20 protein-coding genes are annotated in these 22,004 nt (G+C 52.5%); 10 read left to right on the forward strand and 10 right to left on the reverse strand.

The window, feature by feature from the left end:
• Positions 1–1,186: hypothetical protein (locus ACT3XD_RS16745; protein WP_444280616.1), on the reverse strand; the 1,186-nt coding region annotated here is incomplete at its 3' end.
• Positions 1,187–1,686: 500 nt separating this feature from the next.
• Between ACT3XD_RS16745 and ACT3XD_RS16750 the strand changes: the two genes are divergently transcribed.
• The 4 genes from ACT3XD_RS16750 to ACT3XD_RS16765 all read left to right on the forward strand — a co-directional run bounded on the left by ACT3XD_RS16750 (position 1,687) and on the right by ACT3XD_RS16765 (position 4,747).
• The gene (locus ACT3XD_RS16750; protein WP_192539278.1) at positions 1,687–2,031 is read left to right on the forward strand and encodes a hypothetical protein; all 345 of its coding nucleotides are present in this window, start codon (positions 1,687–1,689) and stop codon (positions 2,029–2,031) included.
• Positions 2,032–2,233: 202 nt separating this feature from the next.
• Positions 2,234–2,443, forward strand: coding sequence for a hypothetical protein (locus ACT3XD_RS16755; protein WP_225736274.1), 210 nt, complete (start codon positions 2,234–2,236; stop codon positions 2,441–2,443).
• Positions 2,444–2,576: 133 nt separating this feature from the next.
• Positions 2,577–2,900 carry a helix-turn-helix domain-containing transcriptional regulator gene (locus ACT3XD_RS16760; RefSeq protein WP_192539279.1) on the forward strand — a complete coding sequence of 108 codons (324 nt, stop codon included), beginning with the start codon at positions 2,577–2,579 and terminating at the stop codon, positions 2,898–2,900.
• Positions 2,901–3,124: 224 nt separating this feature from the next.
• Positions 3,125–4,747 (forward strand): BCCT family transporter, encoded by a 1,623-nt coding sequence (locus ACT3XD_RS16765; RefSeq protein ID WP_192539280.1) that lies wholly within the window; start codon positions 3,125–3,127, stop codon positions 4,745–4,747.
• 141 nt (positions 4,748–4,888) lie between these two features.
• Here ACT3XD_RS16765 and ACT3XD_RS16770 read toward each other — a convergent pair whose 3' ends face one another.
• Complete coding sequence (locus tag ACT3XD_RS16770; protein WP_018916678.1) at positions 4,889–5,191, reverse strand: ArsR/SmtB family transcription factor; 303 nt, start codon at positions 5,189–5,191, stop codon at positions 4,889–4,891.
• 83 nt (positions 5,192–5,274) lie between these two features.
• Here ACT3XD_RS16770 and ACT3XD_RS16775 point away from each other — a divergent pair, with 83 nt between their 5' ends.
• Positions 5,275–6,366: an NADH:flavin oxidoreductase/NADH oxidase gene (locus ACT3XD_RS16775; RefSeq protein ID WP_192539281.1), complete on the forward strand. Its 1,092-nt coding sequence runs from the start codon at positions 5,275–5,277 to the stop codon at positions 6,364–6,366.
• 441 nt (positions 6,367–6,807) lie between these two features.
• On the opposite strand, the gene ACT3XD_RS16780 is transcribed toward ACT3XD_RS16775, so the two are convergent.
• Together ACT3XD_RS16780 and ACT3XD_RS16785 are read right to left on the reverse strand one after the other, a co-directional pair.
• A complete protein-coding gene (locus ACT3XD_RS16780) occupies positions 6,808–7,155 on the reverse strand; it encodes a hypothetical protein (RefSeq protein WP_318782778.1) in 348 nt (115 codons plus the stop codon).
• Positions 7,038–7,943: a LysR substrate-binding domain-containing protein gene (locus ACT3XD_RS16785; RefSeq protein ID WP_192539283.1), complete on the reverse strand. Its 906-nt coding sequence runs from the start codon at positions 7,941–7,943 to the stop codon at positions 7,038–7,040. Before ACT3XD_RS16785 ends, ACT3XD_RS16780 begins: the two co-directional genes overlap by 118 nt.
• A gap of 146 nt (positions 7,944–8,089) precedes the next feature.
• On the opposite strand from ACT3XD_RS16785, the gene ycaC reads away from it, so the two are divergent.
• From ycaC to ACT3XD_RS16800, 3 genes are all read left to right on the forward strand, one after another.
• The gene (ycaC, locus tag ACT3XD_RS16790; protein WP_192539284.1) at positions 8,090–8,713 is read left to right on the forward strand and encodes an isochorismate family cysteine hydrolase YcaC; all 624 of its coding nucleotides are present in this window, start codon (positions 8,090–8,092) and stop codon (positions 8,711–8,713) included.
• A 95-nt stretch (positions 8,714–8,808) separates the two neighbouring features.
• On the forward strand, positions 8,809–9,438 hold the full coding sequence (locus ACT3XD_RS16795) for an antibiotic biosynthesis monooxygenase (RefSeq protein WP_192539285.1): 630 nt from the start codon (positions 8,809–8,811) through the stop codon (positions 9,436–9,438).
• 81 nt (positions 9,439–9,519) lie between these two features.
• Entirely contained in the window at positions 9,520–10,470 is a 951-nt protein-coding gene (locus ACT3XD_RS16800; protein WP_192539286.1) for a pirin family protein, read from the forward strand.
• 19 nt (positions 10,471–10,489) lie between these two features.
• Here the strand turns inward: ACT3XD_RS16800 and ACT3XD_RS16805 are convergent, their stop codons facing one another.
• The 3 genes from ACT3XD_RS16805 to ACT3XD_RS16815 all read right to left on the reverse strand — a co-directional run bounded on the left by ACT3XD_RS16805 (position 10,490) and on the right by ACT3XD_RS16815 (position 15,842).
• Positions 10,490–11,269: a CLCA_X family protein gene (locus tag ACT3XD_RS16805; RefSeq protein WP_192539287.1), complete on the reverse strand. Its 780-nt coding sequence runs from the start codon at positions 11,267–11,269 to the stop codon at positions 10,490–10,492.
• A gap of 1,072 nt (positions 11,270–12,341) precedes the next feature.
• A complete protein-coding gene (locus ACT3XD_RS16810) occupies positions 12,342–13,790 on the reverse strand; it encodes an SLC13 family permease (protein WP_225736275.1) in 1,449 nt (482 codons plus the stop codon).
• A 783-nt stretch (positions 13,791–14,573) separates the two neighbouring features.
• A complete protein-coding gene (locus tag ACT3XD_RS16815; RefSeq protein ID WP_192539289.1) occupies positions 14,574–15,842 on the reverse strand; it encodes a M20/M25/M40 family metallo-hydrolase in 1,269 nt (422 codons plus the stop codon).
• Positions 15,843–16,016: 174 nt separating this feature from the next.
• Between ACT3XD_RS16815 and ACT3XD_RS16820 the strand changes: the two genes are divergently transcribed.
• Complete coding sequence (locus ACT3XD_RS16820; RefSeq protein WP_192539290.1) at positions 16,017–17,243, forward strand: YbfB/YjiJ family MFS transporter; 1,227 nt, start codon at positions 16,017–16,019, stop codon at positions 17,241–17,243.
• A 114-nt stretch (positions 17,244–17,357) separates the two neighbouring features.
• A complete protein-coding gene (locus tag ACT3XD_RS16825) occupies positions 17,358–18,821 on the forward strand; it encodes a sodium-dependent transporter (protein WP_192539291.1) in 1,464 nt (487 codons plus the stop codon).
• On the opposite strand, the gene ACT3XD_RS16830 is transcribed toward ACT3XD_RS16825, so the two are convergent.
• Genes ACT3XD_RS16830 through ACT3XD_RS16840 form a run of 3 tightly spaced genes read right to left on the reverse strand, consistent with a single transcriptional unit; the run spans position 18,784 to position 21,710 of the window.
• Complete coding sequence (locus tag ACT3XD_RS16830) at positions 18,784–19,926, reverse strand: LBF_2804 family protein (RefSeq protein ID WP_192539292.1); 1,143 nt, start codon at positions 19,924–19,926, stop codon at positions 18,784–18,786. The genes ACT3XD_RS16825 and ACT3XD_RS16830 overlap by 38 nt on opposite strands.
• 42 nt (positions 19,927–19,968) lie before the next feature.
• A complete protein-coding gene (locus tag ACT3XD_RS16835; protein ID WP_192539293.1) occupies positions 19,969–21,270 on the reverse strand; it encodes a Y-family DNA polymerase in 1,302 nt (433 codons plus the stop codon).
• On the reverse strand, positions 21,267–21,710 hold the full coding sequence (locus ACT3XD_RS16840) for a LexA family protein (RefSeq protein ID WP_407648089.1): 444 nt from the start codon (positions 21,708–21,710) through the stop codon (positions 21,267–21,269). The genes ACT3XD_RS16835 and ACT3XD_RS16840 overlap by 4 nt, the downstream gene beginning before the upstream one ends.
• Positions 21,711–22,004: the final 294 nt, after the last annotated feature.

Here is a 22,004-nt window from a genome sequence, read left to right on the forward strand (position 1 = left end):
CTAGGTCTATCGAGGTAAATACTTCGAATGCGACAGGTTGAGCGTCAGTATTCTCTACATCCAAAATATTTGGGTTTTTCCTTACTTCTTCTAGAGGCTTGTCCGTTGCTAAAGCTTGGCCTTTGCGAATAGCTTTTATGCTGATGGCAGGGCTCTTTTCATTGCTGGGCAGCTGCCGGGTGAGCCAATTTATTTTTGCTGAGGTGCTTTTTCTATCTTTAGGTGCTTCAAGCCGCATGCTGCAGGTAATCGATTTGCGCGTCAGATCGACGGTTACTGTGAGGTCGGATGCAGCATTGGGTATATCAATGTTACTTATGAGAAGGTGCTCAGATGCCAGCCTTTCACAATCATCCGCTAGTCGTTGTTTTGGATCATTCCGATGAGCTCTAGGGAGTTTAACCTCTACCTTTTCTCCGACCAAAGGCCACATTTGAAGGCACAGTTCGCGTTGCTCCTGATGCCAGCTGCCAACGGTTTTCAGCACTTCTTCTGAGTTTTTATTAAGCTTGGTGTTGTTAAAAGCACTCTGTACCACGGTTTTCCATTCAGAGTTCATGCTGGTGAAGCCTGCCTTACCGCTGCCGGGGTCTTCAAGATATTTTACTACTTCATGCAGAATGAATCGCTGGTCCTGACTTTCTATTTTGTCCTGCGCGAGAAGCAGTTGGGCCATGGTCACTATGTAGGTCCATGACCAATGAAAAATTTCCACCGAGCGTAAATGCTTCTTGGGAATGGTCACAGGGTGGTGGGTCGGAAATGCGACAAACTGATTCGTGATAGTGATAACGGCATCAATGCCGTGTTCCTTGGCTTGTTTTATATATTTTAATAGCTGGTCTTCTCCAACAGTTTCGCTGCCTACCTTGGCTTCAACCAAAGCATGCCACTTCGTTCGGCCAGTGTTTAGAACGACAAGCCCGTCAGGTCGGTCATCCGGACTCTTTTTTTGGTTTATTGGGGTTTCGTTTTTAAAAACCACCTCGGTCCAAGCCTCAAGCTTTGTGCGTTCTCCAACACGTTTGTTGATGGACTGAAGCATCGCTTTTCGAAATTCATATACCGACATCAGCGCTGCCAAGAGTATTGAAGTTGCGCGCTCCTCTTTTTTACTGTCAGCCAGAGTGGGGATTAACCGGGCATATTTTCCCTGCGATGTGTAATCAGGACGGGCTTCGCTCATATGGATTCCATAATTATTTTTTTAAGGTATCTAACCCACGAAAGCGAATTTTAATTCGAATGTCAATAAAATTATCAGGATAGTAATGAATGAAAATTTTAAGTGGGCCTTATTTCGGAGAGGCAGCCAAATTATAAAAAACCAGGACAGCTCCCGTTTATCGTAGCCTTACTCCGATTGCGCAGGACAAAAGCCCGGCGCGATGTTTATGGAGGAGAAAAGGGTGGGATAACGCGTAATTCTAAAACCACCGGGAAACTGTTGATACCGAGAGAATGATTTGTGTGGGGCAATCAGCACATTCTGCGTGGCGACGATAAAAATGCTTAGCATGGCCATCTCTTGCATACAATTGACACGACTACTGGTTTTATTCGGCTAAGCTACACTGAAGTTTTTAGAGTCTGGTTAATGAAGAGTTATCGATACGTGTGACATAAGTACATTAAATATGCAGACAAATTTATCCTCAAGAAATCTGATTTTCTGAGATTAAGGGCATGAATATGGAGCATCTATACAACGTATTTGCCAATACACCATGGTGGTTTGTTTGTGCTTTAATTTTCTGTGGGTTTGGGTTTGCCTGCTGGCATCAATGGAAAACGGTAGCTGATAGGCGCAAGGTGACTAGCTTTGAGGCAAACTCTAATGGCTCCAAGATTAAAAAATCACTTGGAAAAATCGAGGTTATTGTCGGTATTGTCTCGGGCGTCATTGGTAGCATCATTGGCGTAATCCAGATAGGTATTTTCTTTGGTTGGTGGCCCAAGGTATTGGGGAGTGAAGAATCTGCGGCCTTTATAAAAAGTAACGTTGGCTTTTTCCTGGCACTGTTTGGGTAAGGCTCTAGTGAGCAGTTTTTGAATGTCTGCTAAGGGCGAAACCATCTAGCCAAAATGTTTGCTCGCATCATTTCTCTCAAAGACCGCTATCAAGTTTATCCAGTGGCAGGCAACCGGTTAGCCAGGCGCGTTCGGTGCTGATCGCTGTAAGCATCTAGCTAGCGGCTTGGTGTTTGGTAACAAATAAGTTACCATTAGTGTTATGAAGATTGAGCTTAAAGAATTTCTCGACGACGATGGCTCTAGCCCTTATCAAGCATGGTTTGAAGGGTTAGATGCACAGGCGGCCGCGAAGGTCGCGACCGCTGAATATCGTATGTCGATGGGCAATACATCTCGCATTAAGTGGTTCGATGGTATCGGTGAATACCGTATCGATTGGGGGCCGGGATATCGTATTTATCTGGCCTAAGACGGCGAGCAACTGATTATTTTATTTGGCGGCGGTACCAAAAAACGCCAACAAGCCGATATCGACAATGCCAAGGCGCTACGCGACCGCTATAAACAGCGCAAACGCCAAATGAAGAAAGGAGGAAAGTAGCATGGCCCTGACCCGTGATTTTAAAGCGACCATTGCAGCGCGCGTTGAGCGTGATCCCGCTTTTGCGAAAGCGATGCTAGATGAGGCGGTAACGTTATTTCTTAATGACGAGCCAGATACCGCCCGCCTGATGCTCCGCGATTTGGTGAATGCTACAGTGGGCTTTGAAGCACTTTCTCAGCAAACAGGCAAGCCCAGCAAGAGTTTACACCGGATGCTAACCCCTTCAGGGAATCCGAGCATGGATAATCTTGCTGCGATTATTGGCGCGGTGCGTAAATCCCTCAAGGTGAACCTGGAAGTGCATACCGTTAGTGCTGCCTAATCCACTAGTGAGCAGTTTCTGACTGTCTGCTAAGGGCGAAACCATCTAGCCAAAATATTTACTCGCATCATTTCTCTCAATGACCGCTATTCAAATTTATCCATTGGCAGGCAACATACCCAAAAGCTTGTTGTGTCTCTCGCCAGGAAACCTGGAATTTTTCTAACACCTTGGCGCAATCAGCCCATAACCCCTATGTTGTTGTAAAGACAAAGGGAACGCACATGCTCAATAATCTCGCCAAAAAGCTTGGACTTCGAACAGATCCGACCATTTTTTTCACTTCCGCAGGCATTATGGTGCTGTTCCTAATAGCGCTGTTGATTGCGCCGGGGCCTATAGGGGAAGCCTTTGGTGCGGGGCGGGAGTGGGTGGTTACTAACCTTGGTTGGTTCTTTATTTTAGGGGTGACCAGTTGGGTGGCGTTTTTGCTGTGGGTGGCGATCAGCCGTTACGGGGCGATTCGCTTGGGCGGCAATGATGCCAAGCCTGCCTATAGCAATGTCTCCTGGTTTACCATGCTGTTTGCAGGCGGTATCGGTACGGTGTTGATGTTCTGGGGGGTTGCTGAGCCTATTTCCCACTTCTCCACGCCTCCTAGGCCGGGTGTTGAACCCTTTTCGGTAGAAGCCGCCGACGATGCCATGAGCTTTTCGATCTATCATCTGGGGCTGCATACCTGGGCGATTTTCGCCATGCCGGGGCTGGCGTTTGCGTACTTTATCTATCGTTACAACTTACCGATGCGTTTTAGCTCGGTATTCTATCCGCTGCTGGGCGAGCGCATTCACGGGCCTATCGGTAAAACTCTGGATATCTTTGCCATTCTGGGTACGTTGTTTGGTGTGGCAGTCTCCCTTGGCTTGGGCACGCAGCAGATTAATGCGGGGCTAACCGAGCTGTTGGGTGTGCCGGATTCGGTGTTTATCAAAGTGACCATTATCGCTGTGCTGACAGCCGTTGCCGTTGGGTCAATCGTGGCGGGGCTGGATTCCGGCGTGAAGCTGCTTTCCAATATCAATATCGGCATGGCGGTTGGTCTGCTGATGTTTGTGCTGTTTACCGGCTCGACGGTTTTTCTGCTGCGTGCCGTGGTCGAAACCTTTGGCCTCTACATTACCAACCTGCTACCGATGGCGTTCTGGAATGACACGCTAGCGCGCTATACCAGCACCGACGGCAGCGGTTGGGGATGGCAGGGCAGTTGGACGGTGTTCTATTGGGCTTGGACCGTCACGTGGTCGCCTTTCATCGGCATCTTTGTGGCGCGAATTTCCCGTGGGCGCACCATTCGAGAGTTTGTGCTCGGTGTACTGTTCGCGCCGTCTATCTTTACGCTGGTGTGGTTTGCGATCTTTGGCTGGTCGGCCATGGAGATTGATGGGATTGGGACTGCCGCACGGGAAGCAATGGGCGATCAGGCCGGGGTCTTGTCCACCGCCGTGGCGGAAAGCATCCCGCTTGCCATGTTCGCGTTTTTTGATAACTTCCCGGCGGCTACGTTAATCCAGGGGTTGGCGGTGGTGGTCGTGGCGATCTTCTTTGCCACCTCATCGGATTCTGCGTCGTTGGTGGTCGATATGCTGTGTACCGGCAGCGCAGACCCTGGCCCATGGCAACAGCGTGTCTTCTGGGGTGTCTCGGAAGGCATGCTGGCGGCCATGCTGATTGTGCTGGCGGGTGATGCGGGGCTTACCGCCTTGCAGCAGGTGATCACCGTTGTTGGCCTGCCGATGTTTATTCTGGTGTTTATAATGATGTTCTCACTGTTGCGCGGCCTGTCTCATGAGGATCTCAGCGAAGTGAGAGTAGGTGCCCCACCCAAACCCGAGAAACTGAACGAATAGTTGGTTAAGCGAAGAGGTCACTAATCAAAAAGCCCGCTGAGAAAAAATCAGCGGGCTTTTTTGGTGGGCGTAGGAATTCGAGTCTTTCCATCCGCCGCGTGTCATTCACCGAGTAAAAGTGGCGGCCATGGCGTACAGCCACTATTCAGGCTGGGACAGGATCGCCTCCAGCAAGCCTGGGAATCGGCTATCCACATCATCTTTACGCAACGAGTTCATATGGGTCGTGCCCACGGTCTGGGTGTTTACCAACCCGACATCGCGCAATATCCGGAAATGATGCGACATGGTGGATTTCGGGCGGCCACCGTCCAGCTCGCCGCAGCTTGCCTCACCTAATGTGGCAAGGCGCCGGACAATCTCCAGACGAACAGGGTCGCTCAAGGCGTAAAGCAAACGCTCAAGAACGAACTCGCTAACGGGGGGATGTTTGAAAGGGCGCATGGATAAATCATACACGAATTTGCCCTTTGCCCATAGTTCGAATATTATCGAAATTAAGTAATAGCCCCTTTGGAGAAACCTTAATGTCTGCGCTGTTCCAACCCTTCACACTTAAAGACGTCACCCTGCGTAACCGTATCGCGATTCCGCCCATGTGCATGTACTCAGCGGAAGATGGCCTGATTAACGCCTGGCACCGCGTGCATTATGCTTCCCTAGCACGCGGTGGAGCGGGGCTGGTGGTGGTCGAGGCAACTGCCGTGTCGCCGGAAGGCCGTATCACTCCCGGCTGCGCCGGTATCTGGAATGACGATCTTGCCCAAGCTTTCGTGCCGGTGGTGGAGTCGATCAAAGCGGCCGGTTCCGTGCCGGGTATTCAGATTGCCCACGCCGGGCGCAAGGCCAGCGCAAACCGCCCGTGGGAAGGCGATGCCCATATTAGCGAAGATGATCCGCGTAGCTGGCAGACCATTGCCCCGTCAGCGGTTGCCTTTGGCGCCCATCTGGATAAACAGCCGAAGGCCATGACACTTGAAGACATTGCCCGGGTGCGCGAGGACTTCGTGGCGGCCGCTCGTCGTGCGCACGATGCCGGCTTCGAGTGGCTGGAGCTGCATTTTGCCCATGGCTATCTGGCCCAGACGTTCTTATCTGATCACTCCAACCAGCGTGATGACGCCTACGGCGGCAGCTTCGACAACCGTAGCCGCTTCCTGTTGGAGACCCTGGCCGCGGTTCGTGAGGTATGGCCAGAGCACCTGCCGCTGACCGCGCGTCTGGGGGTTATCGAATACGACGGGCGCGACGAGCAGACCCTGGCCGAGGCTATCGAGCTGACGCGTCGCTTCAAAGATGGTGGGCTGGATCTGCTTAGCGTGAGTATTGGCTTCACCATTCCTGATGCCAACATCCCTTGGGGCGCGGGCTTTATGGGCGATGTTGCCCAGCGGGTAGGGCGCGAGGCGGGAATCCCCGTGGCCTCCGCATGGGGCTTCGGTACGCCGAGCGTTGCTGAAGAAGCCATCAAGAGTGGCCAGTTGGACTTGGCGATGATTGGCCGGTCGCATCTGGTTAATCCTAACTGGCCCTACCTCGCTGCCCAGGAGCTGGGGGTAGAACGTGCTTCCTGGACCTTGCCTGCGCCCTATGCTCATTGGCTAGAACGCTACAAGTGATGCGTTGAGTCGCTGCTTCTTCGGAACCCAGCGATTTAGTACTCATCGAAGCACCGCTTTTACGAAGAAAAGCAAAAAGCCCGCTGATTTTTTTCAGCGGGCTTTTCTTTTATAGGCGGTGGAAGTTGGGTTCTCCCATCCGCCTTATAAACCTGATTGTTGTCGATTGATTAGAACGGCAGGCCGCCGCTGAAACCAATACCCAGTACGGCAATAACGACAACAACAACGACAATAACGGTAGTAGAAGGCATTTTACATTCCTTGTAAGTGGCTTGGATGATCTCTCAGCTTAGCGCATCGGGTTCGTTTTCGCACGATAGCAAAGTGATATCGTTCAAGCGCCGTGAAATGCAGGGTGGGTGATACCTTAAAAAGAAAGCGCCCGGCAGAGGCTGCCGGGCGCGATCGCTTAACGAATAAAATTGCTTTGCTAAGCGGTTACTTACCGCAGCTGCAGTTATGGCCACAGCCTGTTGAGCCATCCGTATGGCCAATGGCGCAGGACTCGGAACAGAATTTTTGACCATTTTTCTCTATGGCTTGGCTATCCACTGCGCAATCGCACTTGGGGCATGCACACTGTTGCTGAGACATATTGCACCTCCTATGTTGGTACTCATCAGCATAGACCCGACCCCCAGTGTTATGTAATTGCGTTGTCGGCTTAGCTATAGCTTTAGCTTGGCGTAGCGTTCGGCCATGAAGTCCAGCAGCACGCGAACAGAGGGAAGTAGCTCCCGGCGGGCCAGATAAACTGCGTGAATCACTTCCTGGCGAAGTTCCCATTCCGGTAACACGAGCACCAGCTGGCCGGATTCAATGGCGCCGGGGAGCACCAGCTTGGGCAGCTGCACAATGCCCACGCCTGCCAGCGTGGCATGGTATAGGGCGGTCATATCGGTGGTGATTAAACGCGGCGAATGCTCGATCACCTCAATTTGCTCATCGCGCTGCAATCGCCAGGAGTGTTGCTCGATGGGCCTTGCCCGGCTAATGCTTGGGAAGCGGGTAAGGTCGCCAGGCGCTTGCGGGGTGCCATATTGGCTAAGCAGTTTGGGGCTCGCCACCAGGCACTGGCTGCTATCAGATAATACTTTGTGAAATAGATCGCTATCTTCAAACGGCAAAGGGCGGGCACGAATGGCAATATCGACCCCTTCGGTCAGCGGGTCGACATGGCGATTGGCCGCTTCTAGATGAATATGTACCTGGGGGTAGAGCACCATGAACTCCGCCAGCATGGCACTAACATGGAAGTGGAGTAACCCTGTGGGGCAACTTAGCCGAATGGTACCGCAGGGGCCTGTCTGGCTCTCTTCAATCACCTGCTGGGCGGCCTCGACCTCTTTCAGCATGGCTTTACAGTGCAGGTAATAGCGCTGGCCGATATCGGTCATGCGTAAATGTCGCGTCGAGCGGTGCAGTAATAACACGCCTAGCTGTTTTTCGAGCTCTCCAACGTGCCGGCTAAGGTTTGACTTGGCAATACCCAGGGCGCGACCCGCCGGTGCAAAGCCTTCGTGGTCCACCACTTGTACAAAGTAATAAAGGTCATTGAGATTGGGAATTGTCATTATCGTTCTCAAAATGAAACGGTGTGTCGTGATTTTCCCATCTAATCATCGGGCTGGCGACCGCTTACACTCAGTTTCGTAAGTCGCAAGGCCAACCGGAGCTGCCAATGCTGATGGCTCCATTAACTGAGTATCAGGAGTGGATCATGTCAAAACCTTACGTTCGTCTCGATAAAGATAACGCTGCCGTACTGTTAGTTGATCATCAAGCAGGCCTGCTTTCACTGGTTCGTGATATTGAACCTGACCGCTTTAAAAATAACGTGCTGGCCCTGGCCGATATGGCCAAATATTTCAACCTGCCGACTATTCTCACTACCAGTTTTGAAAATGGCCCCAACGGCCCGTTAATGCCCGAGTTAAAAGAACTCTTCCCGGACGCGCCTTATATCGCCCGCCCTGGCCAAATTAACGCCTGGGATAATGAAGATTTCGTGAAAGCCGTAAAAGCGACCGGTAAGAAGCAGCTGATTATTGCCGGTGTCGTGACGGAAGTATGTGTTGCCTTCCCAGCCCTTTCCGCCCTGGAAGAAGAGTTTGACGTGTTTGTGATCACCGATGCCTCGGGCACTTTCAATGCCATGACGCGTGATGCCGCCTGGGATCGTATGTCCAACGCCGGTGCGCAAATGATGAACTGGTTTGGCGCTGCGTGTGAGCTGCACCGCGACTGGCGCAACGATGTTGAAGGCCTGGGCACCTTGTTCGCCAACCATATTCCCGATTATCGCAACCTGATGAACAGCTACAGCACGCTGACGAGCAAGTAATCACGGAGAGCCACTGGCGGCGCGTGTTTCCGGTGGCTTGTTTTCCGTTGGGGCAGCACGGTGCGTTTATCTGCACCGATAACGGGAGCTTCATAATGTCACAAGAGCCTGTTTCAACAACTGTTTCAAGTACGGGTTCAAGTACGGGTTCAAGTAAGGGTTCCAGCCCAGCCCAAGCCGCGAACAGCGTTACGCTGAAAATTTGTCATCGCGTCAAGCCCAGTGCGCGAAGCGAATATGAAGCCTGGCTACGTAGAATCATCCAGGCGGCTAGCCAGTACCCGGGCCACCAAGGGGTGCATATTTTAAGGCCGACCGAAGGCCAGCACGATTTCGAGATTGCCTTGCGCTTTGCATCTTCCGAAGAGGCTGCACGCTGGCTTGAATCGGAAGAGCGTCAGGCATTGGTGCGCGATATCCTGCCGGCGTTTCGTCAGGAAGAGGAAATCGAGATCAGTAGCGGGATCGATTACTGGTTTCATACCGCTGGGGCGGCCCCAAGCAAGCAGCCGGTTCGCTGGAAGCAGTGGGTGGTAACGACCGCGGTGATCTGGCCGCTGACCATGTTAGTGCCGTTTTTATGGGCGCCTATCTTTGAAGCGTTTCCACTATTGAGTACGTGGGGAATCCGGCACGGATTTGTGGCCGCCACGATTGTAGGGCTGGTGGTGTATGTCGTCATGCCACGCGTTGTGCGACTGGTAGCGCCATGGATGTTTCGCTGAGCCTGGCGTAAGAAACAAGTAATAAGCAATCACTAAAAAGCCGGGCCGCCTTGCCCACGCTATCATTGAGGAGTGCAGCACATGAGTTGGATGCCGACGATTGAACCCCAATGCCCATCAGCGGGTAACCTTAAGGATATCGAAACGCTGATTATCCCTCGCGCGCGTGATCTGGGCGGCTTTGAAGTGCGCCGTGCGCTGCCTGCACCCAAGCGGCAGATGGTGGGTCCGTTCATCTTCTTCGATCAGATGGGACCAGCTGAGTTCTTGACCGAAGGCGGGATCGATGTTCGCCCCCATCCGCATATTGGACTGGCCACCGTTACGTATCTTTATAAGGGGGAATTTCAGCACCGCGATAGCCTGGGCACCAACCAAATGATCTACCCAGGAGAGGTCAACTGGATGGTGGCTGGCAATGGCGTTACCCATTCAGAGCGCACGAGCCCCGTTACGCGTCAGCAGTCGCCGCATTCACTGTTTGGTATTCAAACCTGGGTGGCGCTACCCGAAGAGCATGAAGACAAGCCCGCCACCTTTGAGCATCAAGGCCAAAAAGCCCTACCGCTATTGCAAGGTGAAGGCAAAGAGGTGCGTTTGATTCTGGGTACGGCCTGGGGCGAAAAAGCCCCCGTACAGACTTTCTCGGAAATGTTTTACGCCGATGCCACCCTGATGCCGGGCGCTAAATTGCCGCTTCCTGATGACCATGAAGACCGCGGGATTTACATTACCTCGGGCAGTGTGATCATCGCAGGCGAAGTGTTCGAGGAAGGCCGGATGATGGTGTTCCGCCCAGGCGACCCGATTACCGTCACGGCAGGCGAGCGCGGCGCGCGGTTGGTACTGCTGGGTGGCGAAACGCTCAACGGCCCACGCTATGTGTCCTGGAACTTCGTCGCTTCTTCCAAAGAGAAGCTTGAAGCCGCCAAGGAAGCCTGGATTGAAGGCGATTTTGAACACGGCCGCTTCCAGCTCCCGCCTGATGACAATACCGAGTTTATTCCTTTTCCAGGCCAGCCGGGCAATTAAGCGGCTGGTTGGCCCTGATTTATTCCAAGCGGTTCAAGGCGCTGCCCAACTGGCTGAAGTACTCTTGAAAAGCTGTATTGATAGTCTTGCGGGCGCTGCCTTGTGGATAAAGGCCAAGCTCGGCCTCTGGCGTGGCTTTGGTGCCCTTGACCAGAAAGTGGTTCTTGATTGGGGCATCCTGCACAAAGGCTTCAAACGCCCGGGCGCATAGCTCTTCGGGTTTGCTGTAATACACTTGTCCCAGTTTGCGATCCATCGCAGCCGAGTGTTGGAAAAGCTCGCTGGGCTGTTTGCCGCCGGGCTGTAGCAGAATGGCCGTAAAGCAGTCCATCAGGCGTTGGTTAAGAGGGTGGGGAATAGGAGGGGCATCAGCCAGCCAGGCGGTCGAGGCAAACATATCGCGAGATAGGCCCTTGAAACACTTCTGCGCAATATAGTGATCAAAGGCGTGGAACCACTCGTGCGCGATGCTCCCAGGGCCTGCATTTTTCGCCAGCGCAAAGCTGCGCTGGCCTGGGTCATAATGGGCCGCGACTCCTGGCCTCCCGCCGCTGCCATATTGCAACGCGAGCGAGCCGCGTAATGACACCAACGTCTCTGGCCCTTGTAGAATCAACATCAAATCGCACAATGCATCATGAAACAGCGTTGCTGCGCGGTCGCGCTCATTAGGCGTTACCCAGCGGCCAATCTCGATGGAGCGAAAATCAAACTGGCGCCGAATAAGCGCAAAGTTGCTGGGCTCATGCTGACGATGGGCTGGCCCGTTGCGATAAAACGTTCGTGCATCGATGTTCACGGCACGCTCACTTAATAGCTATCAATCAAAGCGGCCATGATAGCGCAGATCGAGCGTTTTTTTGCTTTTGGGAGAAGGGCGGCAGATGGCTACGCACAAAAAAAGCGCCCTCAGCTGAGGACGCTTTTTTGTTACCTTGCTCTTCCCTGATGTTGCGTTGCTCTTCCTGAGCCGTCATTCCCTTGTGTGCGGTTTCCTTGCCGCGAACACTACAAACAATAGAGAATAGTTAAACAATGTACAAGTAAAAATTGTAACATTGTTGTACGAAAGCGTTGCGATACTGCGTCAAAGCGAAAATAGGGCGTATCATTTGCAAAATATGATCCTTATCTGTGGGGGTGGTTTATTTTTTGTTTGGCCTCACAGCGCTCTATGATACCAAAGCATAGGGTGCTGGGCGGTGCGAGGGGCAGTGCCGATCAAAGAAATGAGGCGTTTTTATAAACAGGCGGATACATCCGCAAGTCAAGAAAAGCCGTTACAAAAATTAATTTACGGATACCTAACTATATTGCAGATATTCATTATAGCTAGCATTCAAACGCTGGTTTGATTGCTAATTAGTTGATTGAACAACTTTTTAATGAGTCTTTTAATATACCTTGACTTTTGGTAATTATTTTTTAATATGTAACTGTATGACTAAGCATAATATTAGTTTTACCTATAAAAAAGTATTAAGTTGATTTTTCTAGTTAGTTGTAAGATCAAAAAGATATAAGGTTTAGCTATCTTTTTTTATTTAAATAATTTTAGCAATATTGGCTTAGCTAATGGGTTTTATTTCGAAAAACAAACTAGTTAGAATGTGAATTATATTTTTGTAAAAAATTATTATTTTTAACTTTTCATAACCTGGGTTAGATAACTTAAACGCTTTAAGGTCCATTGTAAGCACATGACGCAAGGAAAGCGTATGACGGAAGAGCAGATAAGGATATTTGCGGTACACAGGGAAGCATGAACAGGATGTTCATGGAGCAGGATTAAGGACGAACTAATCACCCCCGGCCAAGCATGGCCGGGGGTTTTTTTTGCAGTTAAAAAATTGTAAACCGTACCCTATTATTTAAGGCGAAGGCAGTAGTAGCGGCATAATAAAATAAACAAACAGCGTAATAGCAATGGCGCTTACTATATTCATGGCAAAGCCTGCTGTGGCCATTTGCTTAATAGTAATACGCCCTGTTGAGAAAACAGCCGCGTTGGGTGGCGTTGAAATGGGCAGCATAAACGCACAGGTCGTCGCCAGCGCAACCGCCACCATTAAGCCTAATGGGTTGCCGGTAGTAATGGCCGCGGCCATGCCTGCGGTGATAGGTAGCGCCATATTGGCAGTCGCTGTATTCGAGATAATCTCGGTCAGGAACAGCATCAACAGCACCATAATCAACAGTAGCCAGAAGTAATTCACCCCATCCAGCAGTTGAAGCTGATTGCTGATCCAGCCGGTTAAGTCGCTTGCGACAAATGCTGCGGCCAGCGTCATGCCTCCACCCCAGAGAATGAACAGCCCCCAGGGCAAGCTTTTCATATCGTCCCACACCAGCAGGGCGCGCTTTTCGTTGTGAGCGGGAATTACAAACAGCGCAATGGCGGCAGTTACCGCGATCAATGTATCGTTAATGGGTAAATCAAAAAACGGTGCCAGCCAGCCGCGTAACGCCCAGGCAAGGGCGGTTACCACAAATACGCCTAAGACGCGTTTTTCTTCCTGGGTCATGGGGCCTAGAGACGCCAGTTCCTGAGCGACAAAATCAATCTCAAGCGGCGTATTGGGTACCTTGGCATACAGTCGGGTGAGATAGACATACAGCACCGCCAGTAGAATCAGGGTTAACGGCAGCGCAAATATCATCCACTGTAGAAAGCTGATTTCCACGCCTTCAAAAAACTGGGGAATCATAGCTACCACGATGGCATTGGGTACCGAGCCGATAATCGTTGCTAGCCCACCAATGGAGGCGGAGTAAGCAACGGTTAGCAGCAAAATACGCGCAAAACTATCGCGCTGATCACGATCAAATTGGTCGCGTTCGTCGAGCTCATTGGTAAGCGCGACCGCAATAGGCAGCATCATAAGTGCCGTAGCGGCGTTTGAGATCCACATGGATAAAAAGGCCGAGGCAATCAAAACCCCCAGTACAATGCTGCGCAGGCTGTTGCCAATACGATTGACAATGGCCAGCGCAATGCGCCGGTGTAGGTTCCAACGTTCAATGGCAATCGCCAAAATAAACCCGCCCATGTACATATAGATAACCGGGTTGGCGTAGCCGACGACGGCTTCATCCAGCACCATTACGCCACTTAGGGGCAGTACTAGCATGGGTAAGAACGATGTAATGGGAATCGGAACGGGTTCGGTTACCCACCAGGTGCCCATCCAAACCGTTAAGGCGAGAACTGTCCGCGGCGCTGGATCAATCAGCGTGTCGGGCAGTATTAGCTGAATCAATATAAAAAGGAGTGGACCTGCTAGTAATGGTACCCAATGGCGCCAATTCGATAATGACATTCCCATCCGCCTCTCCTGGCGCTACAGCATGAATTTATTAGCAATTTGCTAATCATAAGGAGAGAGCATGCTACCACTTTCGTTTATAAGCCGTTGGTCGTATGCTGTAGACTTTAGTATGAACTGGCGGCGCGCAGGCCGCCTCGGTTTTTTAGCAAGCGTGGGGATAAAAAAGCGAAGCTAGCTGATTTAGCGGTAGCGATAATACGGTTTGGCAATTTAAACAGCGTACGGTGGTGGTGTTTTTGCCGGTGCCTTCCAAGCGGAAACGCTTAAAATAAGGTGTAGTAGGCGACTCTGAATTACCGCAGCGCCTGCACATAATATCTAAACCGTTGACTTTATGGCTCACCATAATAGTGTGCATATTGACGTCCTCCCCTGGGGATTATTGTCGTTGGGTAGGTAGTAACATCCATGTGGTGTACCAATAGTGGGTACATTAAAAGTATAAGTAGTAAATTCTATCTGCGCTATTCATTAAAGATTAATTAGATAATTTGTCTTGTGCTCAGTTTGGCTTATCTGATGGCGCTTTTTTTTAAATTTATTATCCTGCATTAATGTGTTTGACACATTTAAGGTTCAAAGTAGGTAGTACCACAAGGAAGGTACTCAGGAAGAACAAGCAAGGATTGCTTGAGTTGTCCAAGGATGCACGAACAGGATGTTGGTGAGGAAATATTAAGGAGGACCTGATAAAGCCCCGGCCGGTGATTGGCCGGGGCTTTTTTTTATGCTAGAAACACTGACGTTAAAACATTCTTATTCAATATAAAACGCTTATTTCTCGTCACTGCTTTCAGTCTTTACGTCCTCAGGTTTTGCATGACCCTGATGGCTAAGCGGGCTTGCTTGATCAAGACGCGGGTGGTTATCCAAAAACTCACGCTCAAGGTTAGGCAGTTTGTCCAGCGCCAACAGCGTATGGGTAAGCGCATGGATCGCCGCCAGTACATCTTTCGTGTTGCCGGTTTCCGAGATGGTGTGCATGTTACGAATCGGGAAGCCGATAGAGGTGGCGGCGCTATCAATAGAGGCCAATACGCCCGCCATGCCGTCAGTACCCGTATCTACCCCCACCATATCGCGCTGAATGGGAATATCCTGCTCTTTGGCAGCACTGGCGATGATGCGATTCAACTGCTCGCTGGCAATGGAGCCTACCGACATCGTAAAGCCTTTGCCCATTTCCAGCGGCTGCATACGTTTATCGCCGATACCTGGGGCGGCTACGTAGTCGTGGTTCACGTCCACGCCAATCAGCGCATCCGGTTTTAGCTCACCGGCCATAACTCGGCTACCAAAACGGCCAATCTCTTCGTAGCTTGCAATGGCGAACATAACGCGCACCTTATCAGTGCCGCCTGCTTCGGCAATCAACCGCGCGACTTCAGCGGCCACAAAGCAGCCCAGGCCGTTATCCAGGTAGGCGCCGTAGAAGGTATCGGGGCTGAAACCGGGGCGAATAGGGCGATCAAAAATAATCGAGTCGCCCGGGCGCACGCCTAGATTAAGCACTTGCTGCTTTTTGTTCTCGCCGTGAATTTGCAGGTCCAGATAGATCTGCTCTTTCTTGATGCCCTTGTCGCCGGTGCGCGCCGCCGGATCGGAAAAGTGAATGGCGCCTAGCGCTTCAACGGTACCGCCTTCAATCGAACGGTAGCTGCCGGGTTTTTCAGGGTCTTCACTGAAAAGCTTCACTTCATGGCCAATCAGTACGGAAGGCAAAAACGAATCGGTGTTGATCCAGATTTTGCCGTCTTCGCCAATTGAGCGTACCTGCATGCGTATCTTGTCCGCATGGCCGATAATCATGACCTTGAACATATCATCGCGGTCAGGGTGGGTATCCAGTACCACGCCTGCATTGCCCTTAAACTGGTGAAGGTGCCAGCTGTCAGGAGCAAACGTCTCGAAGTAAGGCTTTAAGACGCCGTAGGTCATTGCCCCTTCCAGGCCAACCGGGCTAGGGGCGGCCAGAATGTCGCGCATCAGCTTGAACTGTGCTTCCGGCATGGACTGCGTCCAGGGTTTTGCAGTATCGCTCATTTAAACTCTCCAAATGGTCATCTGTGTGTCTAGTCTGCCAGATTAATAAGGTTGTTCCACTATTAGACGATGTGGACCTGGCTATGCACACGTAATATGCAGGCTAATCATTTAGAAACAACGGCCAGCACCGTAATAAACAATACGTAATAAACAACAGGATCAGGAGAGAGCATGGGCACGGCATCGCTACGCGTTCAGCGCTATAAGGTATTGCTGGCGGGCGTTTTCAGTCAGCTTTTGTGTGTGGGGATCGCCCGCTTTGCCTATACGCCGTTACTGCCGGTCATGCAGCAGCACACCTGGATGGGCGATGCCGATGGTGGCTGGCTGGCGGCGCTTAACTACGCGGGCTATATGCTGGGTGCGGTGCTGGCGGCCTCTATCCGCAGTATCTATCTCAAAGACACCCTGTATCGTATTGGTCTGGTGCTCGCGGTGCTGACGACGGTGGGCATGGCGCTGACGGATCACTTCTGGCTATGGGCGGGGCTGCGCTTTTTCGCGGGCCTTTCAAGCAGTGCCGCCATGCTCCTGGCGTCTGGGTTAATCCTTCACTGGCTGATGCATCACCAGCAGCGGGGCGAGCTGGGCATACATTTTGCCGGGCTAGGGTTGGGCATTGTGCTGGCTGCCGTAGCGGTAGAACTGATGCTTGCGCTCTCGCTTGACTGGCAGGCCCAGTGGTGGATTTTTGGCTTGTTGGGTGCTGTGCTGCTAGTGCCCGCCTGGCGCTGGCTGCCGCGCCCGGTCAAACCGGTTGCTGGTGCTCGTCAGGCTGAATTGCCTACCGCCATGCCGCCTTCACGTACCTTTATGCGCTTAATGTTGCCCGCTTATTTCTGCGCCGGATACGGCTATGTAATTAACGCCACGTTTATCGTCACCATTGTTGAGCGCGAACCGCTGCTTTCAGGAGCCGGTAACTGGACCTTTGCGGTGGTCGGTTTGGCGGCCGCTCCCGCCGTTATGCTGTGGGATTTGGTGGCGCGGCGGATAGGTTATTTAGGCGCATTGATTGTGGCCATGTCGATACAGGCGGTGGGGATCGTTTTGCCTGCCATTTCTTCAAGCTTGGCCGTTGTGCTGCTCAGCGCGGTGCTTTATGGCGGCACGTTTTTAGGTTGTGTGAGTTTAGTCCTGACCATGGCGGGAAGGCTTTACCCGTCAAGTCCGGCGCGTTTAATGGGCCAGATGACCTTGGCGTATGGGGCTGCGCAAATTTTTGCGCCTGCCTTAACCGGCGTACTGGCCGAGGCTTCGGGCCACTATACTGTGGGCCTTTGGCTGGCCGGGGGCTTTGTTGCTATGGGCGTGGTGCTATTGGCATGGTTACGGCGCGTAGATCAAACCGCACAGCGTCTGGATGCCGAGGCAAAAGCGCTATCCGTGACGCGCTAACGAGGCAAGGCAAAGAAGCCGGGCAAACATTTTCAAAACTGTTAACAAGAGTTTTGTGCTTTTTAACCAAAATCCTCTAGGATAAGCGCTTTTTTTCACACCAGAAGGATCGTCATGGCGTCTTCCGAGCAACCTCGCGTCCAGTGGCTGGGCCGCTGGGGATTTATGCTAGCCGCAACGGGCTCTGCCGTTGGGCTAGGCAATATCTGGAAATTTCCGTATATCACCGGCGAGTATGGCGGCGGCGCGTTTGTACTGGTGTATCTGGCGTGCATTTTTGCCGTGGGCGTACCGGTAATGATGAGCGAGATTGCCTTTGGGCGGCGCGGACGCGGTAGTCCCATTGATGCGATTCGTCGGGTGGTGAATGAGTCGGGGCGTTCATCAGCATGGTCGCTGCTTGGCTGGATGGCCATGCTGTGCGGCTTTTTGATTCTATCGTTTTACGTGGTGGTGGCGGGCTGGTCGTTTTCCTACCTGTGGAAGATGCTAACCGGTGGCCTGGCGGGTACCAGCGTTGACGATATGGCCACCGTGTTTGGGGCCAACAACGACGATCCGCGCAATCTGGGCTTTTGGAGCACCCTGGTCACGCTGATCACCATGGTGATTGTAGGTAAAGGCGTTCAGGAAGGAATCGAGAAAAACGTCGGCTGGATGATGCCGGGCCTGGTTATCATGCTGCTGCTATTGATTGTGTTTGGCATATTTTCCGGTGGCTTTGGCGATGCTGTCAGCTTCTTGTTCTCCTTTAAAGCCGGTAGCCTTTCAAGCGAGGGCATGTTGGCCGCCCTTGGCCATGCGTTCTTTACCCTGTCGCTTGCCTCCGGCGCTATTCTTACCTACGGAAGCTACCTGCCCAAGAGCGCTTCCATTGGGCGTACCACTATCAGCGTAGCGATTGCGGATACGGCGGTTGCCCTGATGGCCGGGCTTGCAATCTTCCCGGTGATTTTTGCCAACGGTATGGACCCAGGCGAAGGCCCGGGGCTGATCTTTATGAGCCTGCCACTGGCCTTTCAGGCGATGCCGTTGGGAACGCTGTTTGGGATTTTGTTTTTTGCCATGCTGTCGATGGCGGCGCTGACGTCTTCTATATCGATGGTCGAAGCAACCGTTTCCTGGCTGTGCGATAACAAAGGGTTCTCGCGTCGCAGTGCCGCGTGGAGCACGGGGATTGTGCTGTGGTTGATCAGTACTGCGGCCATGCTGTCATTTAACCTGGGGGCGGATTGGACGCTGGCGGGTAAAACCTTCTTTGACTGGCTGGACTACATCACCTCACGCTGGATGATGCCGCTGGGCGGTTTAGGCACGGTGGTGCTGGCAGGTTTTGTGCTCAAGAATGAAACGTTCCGTGCTGAGCTGGGGTTGTCACCCTTGGCTTATACGCTGTGGCTTGCCATGGTGCGCTACGTAAGCCCGCTGGGCATTTTAGTTATTTTTGCCGATGCTTTAGGCCTTTATTCCGTTACCTTTTCAGCCCACTGGCCGTGGTTACTGTTGATCTTGCTAGCCATGATGGTGCTGGGTGAGCTTTTTAGCCCGCGTTTGAAGCAGGCGTTAACGACACGCTAACCTCTTCTCCCGACAGCCAGCGCTGCTGCTGAGCGATAACTGATTGTTCATGCAGCGGCGTTTGGCAGCGAGCATACACTTCCCGTAAAAACGCCTTGCGCGCCCCGCGATAAGGGCCGCTGAGAATAGCAGCCTGGGTCAGGCTTTCGAGTACAGCTGAACGCTCGTGTGTGTCCAACTGCGCATAATCGCCTAGTGCCTGTTGCCAATCGATATCCACACTTTGCGGCTGTTCAGGTAGCGACGCTAAAAGCTGCGACAGTAACAGCACCAGATTGGGATGAGGATGGCGGTTACGCATCATGAGCTCGCCAATGCCTTGAACGATCAACTGGCGCTGGGCACGCGATAAAGTATTCAACTCATGCATTAGCGCGTCGATACGCGGCGGACCATAGGCCATCAGATGGGCTTGATGTAATACGCGCCAGGCAATCCAGGCATTCCAGATAGCGTATAGCGGCCCCATCAGCATGGGAATAAAACCGCGTAATGCCAGGCGGCCCAAGACACGCCGCATCACTACGCGCAGGATAAAACTGCTCAGGCTAATTTTTAAGCGGTACAGCAGCGCTTTTAGCGTCAGCTTCCAGCCATGCAGGTATGCATGAGGGTTAATGCCGTAAATGGTATTGCCTGAACTGGGGTATTCAAGCGCAGCACGTGCAACACCGTGAACGGTTAGCTGCAGAGAGGGCGTAAACGCATTGTGCTGTGAGTAAGCTAAACCGGCCAGGCGGGTAATATGGGTAACCCCGCGCAGTGAATTCCAGTACAAAAAGCCTATCTCAATCGCGGTGATGACACCTACTACGGCGTAGTAGGCGATCCAATAAGGTATCTGCTCGCCAAGGCTCATCCCGGACCAGCCATCAATAGCGATACGCTTCATCCACCACTCGCCACCCCCAATCAGCGTGCCGGAAATAATCCCGGCAATGGCGGCCCATACTATCGTCCAGCGTTTGATCCGCTTGATAGCGTGCGGGTTGGGCGCGGACAAGGGCGCGTTGCGCGTCAGCAGGTAGCTGATATAGCGGTGCGCTAGACGCTGCGCCAGGCCAGGAGAGGGAGCGTATTCTTGATCGGGCCTGTCCAAAGGCATAACAGCAAGATTTCCTTAGTTTAAGTCTCCCTAGGGTAACGACTACTTGCGTGCAGCGCACTCTTGAATAGCACCGGGGTGGGTGCCAGCCTGCATCAGCTCGTCCCAGCGCGTGGTATAGCGGTTTGAGCGATGCGCGCAGCGCAGCTGCCAGGCGGCGTCCGCATCTGTCATGCCAAAGCTGATCGTGCCTTGCCCCATTCGCTGGTTGATAGTATCCAGCGTGGCCATTAAATACGGATGACGGTTGCGCGGTGGTTGATGCAACAGCGAGAGCTGGTACTGCTCAGCATCGACTAAATCAAGCAGCATCACGCCAGCTTTCATGAACTTGTAGCCTGGTCGGTACATCTGCTCGAGCCCTTGGTGGACGGCTCCAAGAATAGTGCGCGTGTCGTCGCTAGGTGAGGGCAGCGGCACCATGGCGTGGGGAAAGTACTGCGGCTGGTCGCGGCGGTGGCGGTTGGTGTTTAAAAATATCATCACCGCACGGGTTAGGCTGCGCTGTTCACGAAGCTTTTCGGCACTGCGCTGGGCATGGCGGCGCAAGGCATTATGCACTTCAGTTTTGACGCCGGTAGCCTGGCCGAACGAGCGCGAAGTCATGATGCGGTGGCGCGGCTGGTCGAGTGCATTCATATGCAGGCAGGGCGTGCCGCGTAGCTCAAGCGCTGTGCGGGCGATTACCACAGAGTAGCGTTTACGTAACTGCTGAATATCTGCCTCACGTAAATCCCAGGCGGTATGAATCTTGTTGATAGCCAGACGCTCAGCAAGCCTGCGGCCAATACCCCAGACGCTACCCACCGGCGTTTGTTTAAGCAATGCCGTCGTGGACGCACTTTGGGCACTCAGCAGACACACGCCTTGATAATGGGGCGACTTTTTGGCCAGGTGGTTAGCCAGCTTGGCCAGCGTATGCGTTGGTGCAAGCCCGACGCACACCGGTAAGCCTAAATGACGCCGGATACGTCGCCTCAGCCATTCGCCCAGGGTTTGGCACTGCTTGTCAGTGAACTCCTCCAGATAGATAAACATTTCATCGATGGAATAGGGCGATACTGCAGGGCACGTATCGCGCAGCAGCTGGCACAGCCTTGCCGACATATCACCGTACAGCTCGTAGTTGGATGACTTCAGGTAGATGTCGCCACGCCTGCGCAAGCTTTCAAGCTTGAAAGAGGGAATACCCATTGGGATGTCCATGGCTTTCATCTCAGCAGAGCGGGCGATGATACAACCGTCGTTGTTCGACATGACGCCGACTGCTTTACCTTCCAGGGTCGGGTCAAACACTCGCTCACAGCTGACGTAAAAGTTGTTGGCATCTACCAGGCCGATCATCGTAGGTACTCATGGATAACCGCGCGTACCACGCCCCATAGCTGGCAATCGGTACCTTCCAGAGGAAGCGGCGGGTAGTGGGGGTGTGCAGAGCAGAGATGGGGCGTGCCTAGGTAAAGCGCATAGCGCTTGATCAGCACTTCGTCTTCGAACATGGCCACCAGAATATGCCCCAGACGGGGCTTGATGCTGCGATCAACGACCAGTAAATCGCCGTCAAAAATCCCCCAGCCTTCCATGCTGTCGCCGGTCGCCGAGAGATAAAACGTTTGGGTAGGATTTTTGATCAACCGCGTATTGAGGTCGAGCGTACGTGGCTCGTAATCCTGCGCTGGCGATGGAAAGCCGCTAAAGCCAGCGCGGCCTTGCAAGGAGGAGTAAGGCAGCGGCTGAGAGGTTAACGGCAAGGTTGGCGCGACAGGCGATGGCGGAAACAGCATCGTCGGCATCCTCACTGAAATTAAATATGTATTTATATACAGTATTTATTCGTGAGGTATAAATTGCAAGCGCTGAGCGTCGATCAGACTAACTTAGCGTGCAAGCCACAGGCCAACGACTACCGCGCTAACCACCGCAATCAGGAAAACAAGGTTGCGGGCACGCGTATCGCGACGAGGTTTCATAGGGTCACCATTAATCGATAGAAGGGTATAAAGCGGCGGAAGAATTGCGCCTGGCATGGTAACGTTTGTCGCTTAGACCGTCATCTATGCATTGCTTGAAAATGCGCG

The sequence above is a fragment of the Halomonas sp. AOP7-B1-5 genome (assembly GCF_052353045.1).
In the GTDB taxonomy this organism is placed as follows: Bacteria; Pseudomonadota; Gammaproteobacteria; order Pseudomonadales; family Halomonadaceae; genus Vreelandella; species Vreelandella colorata.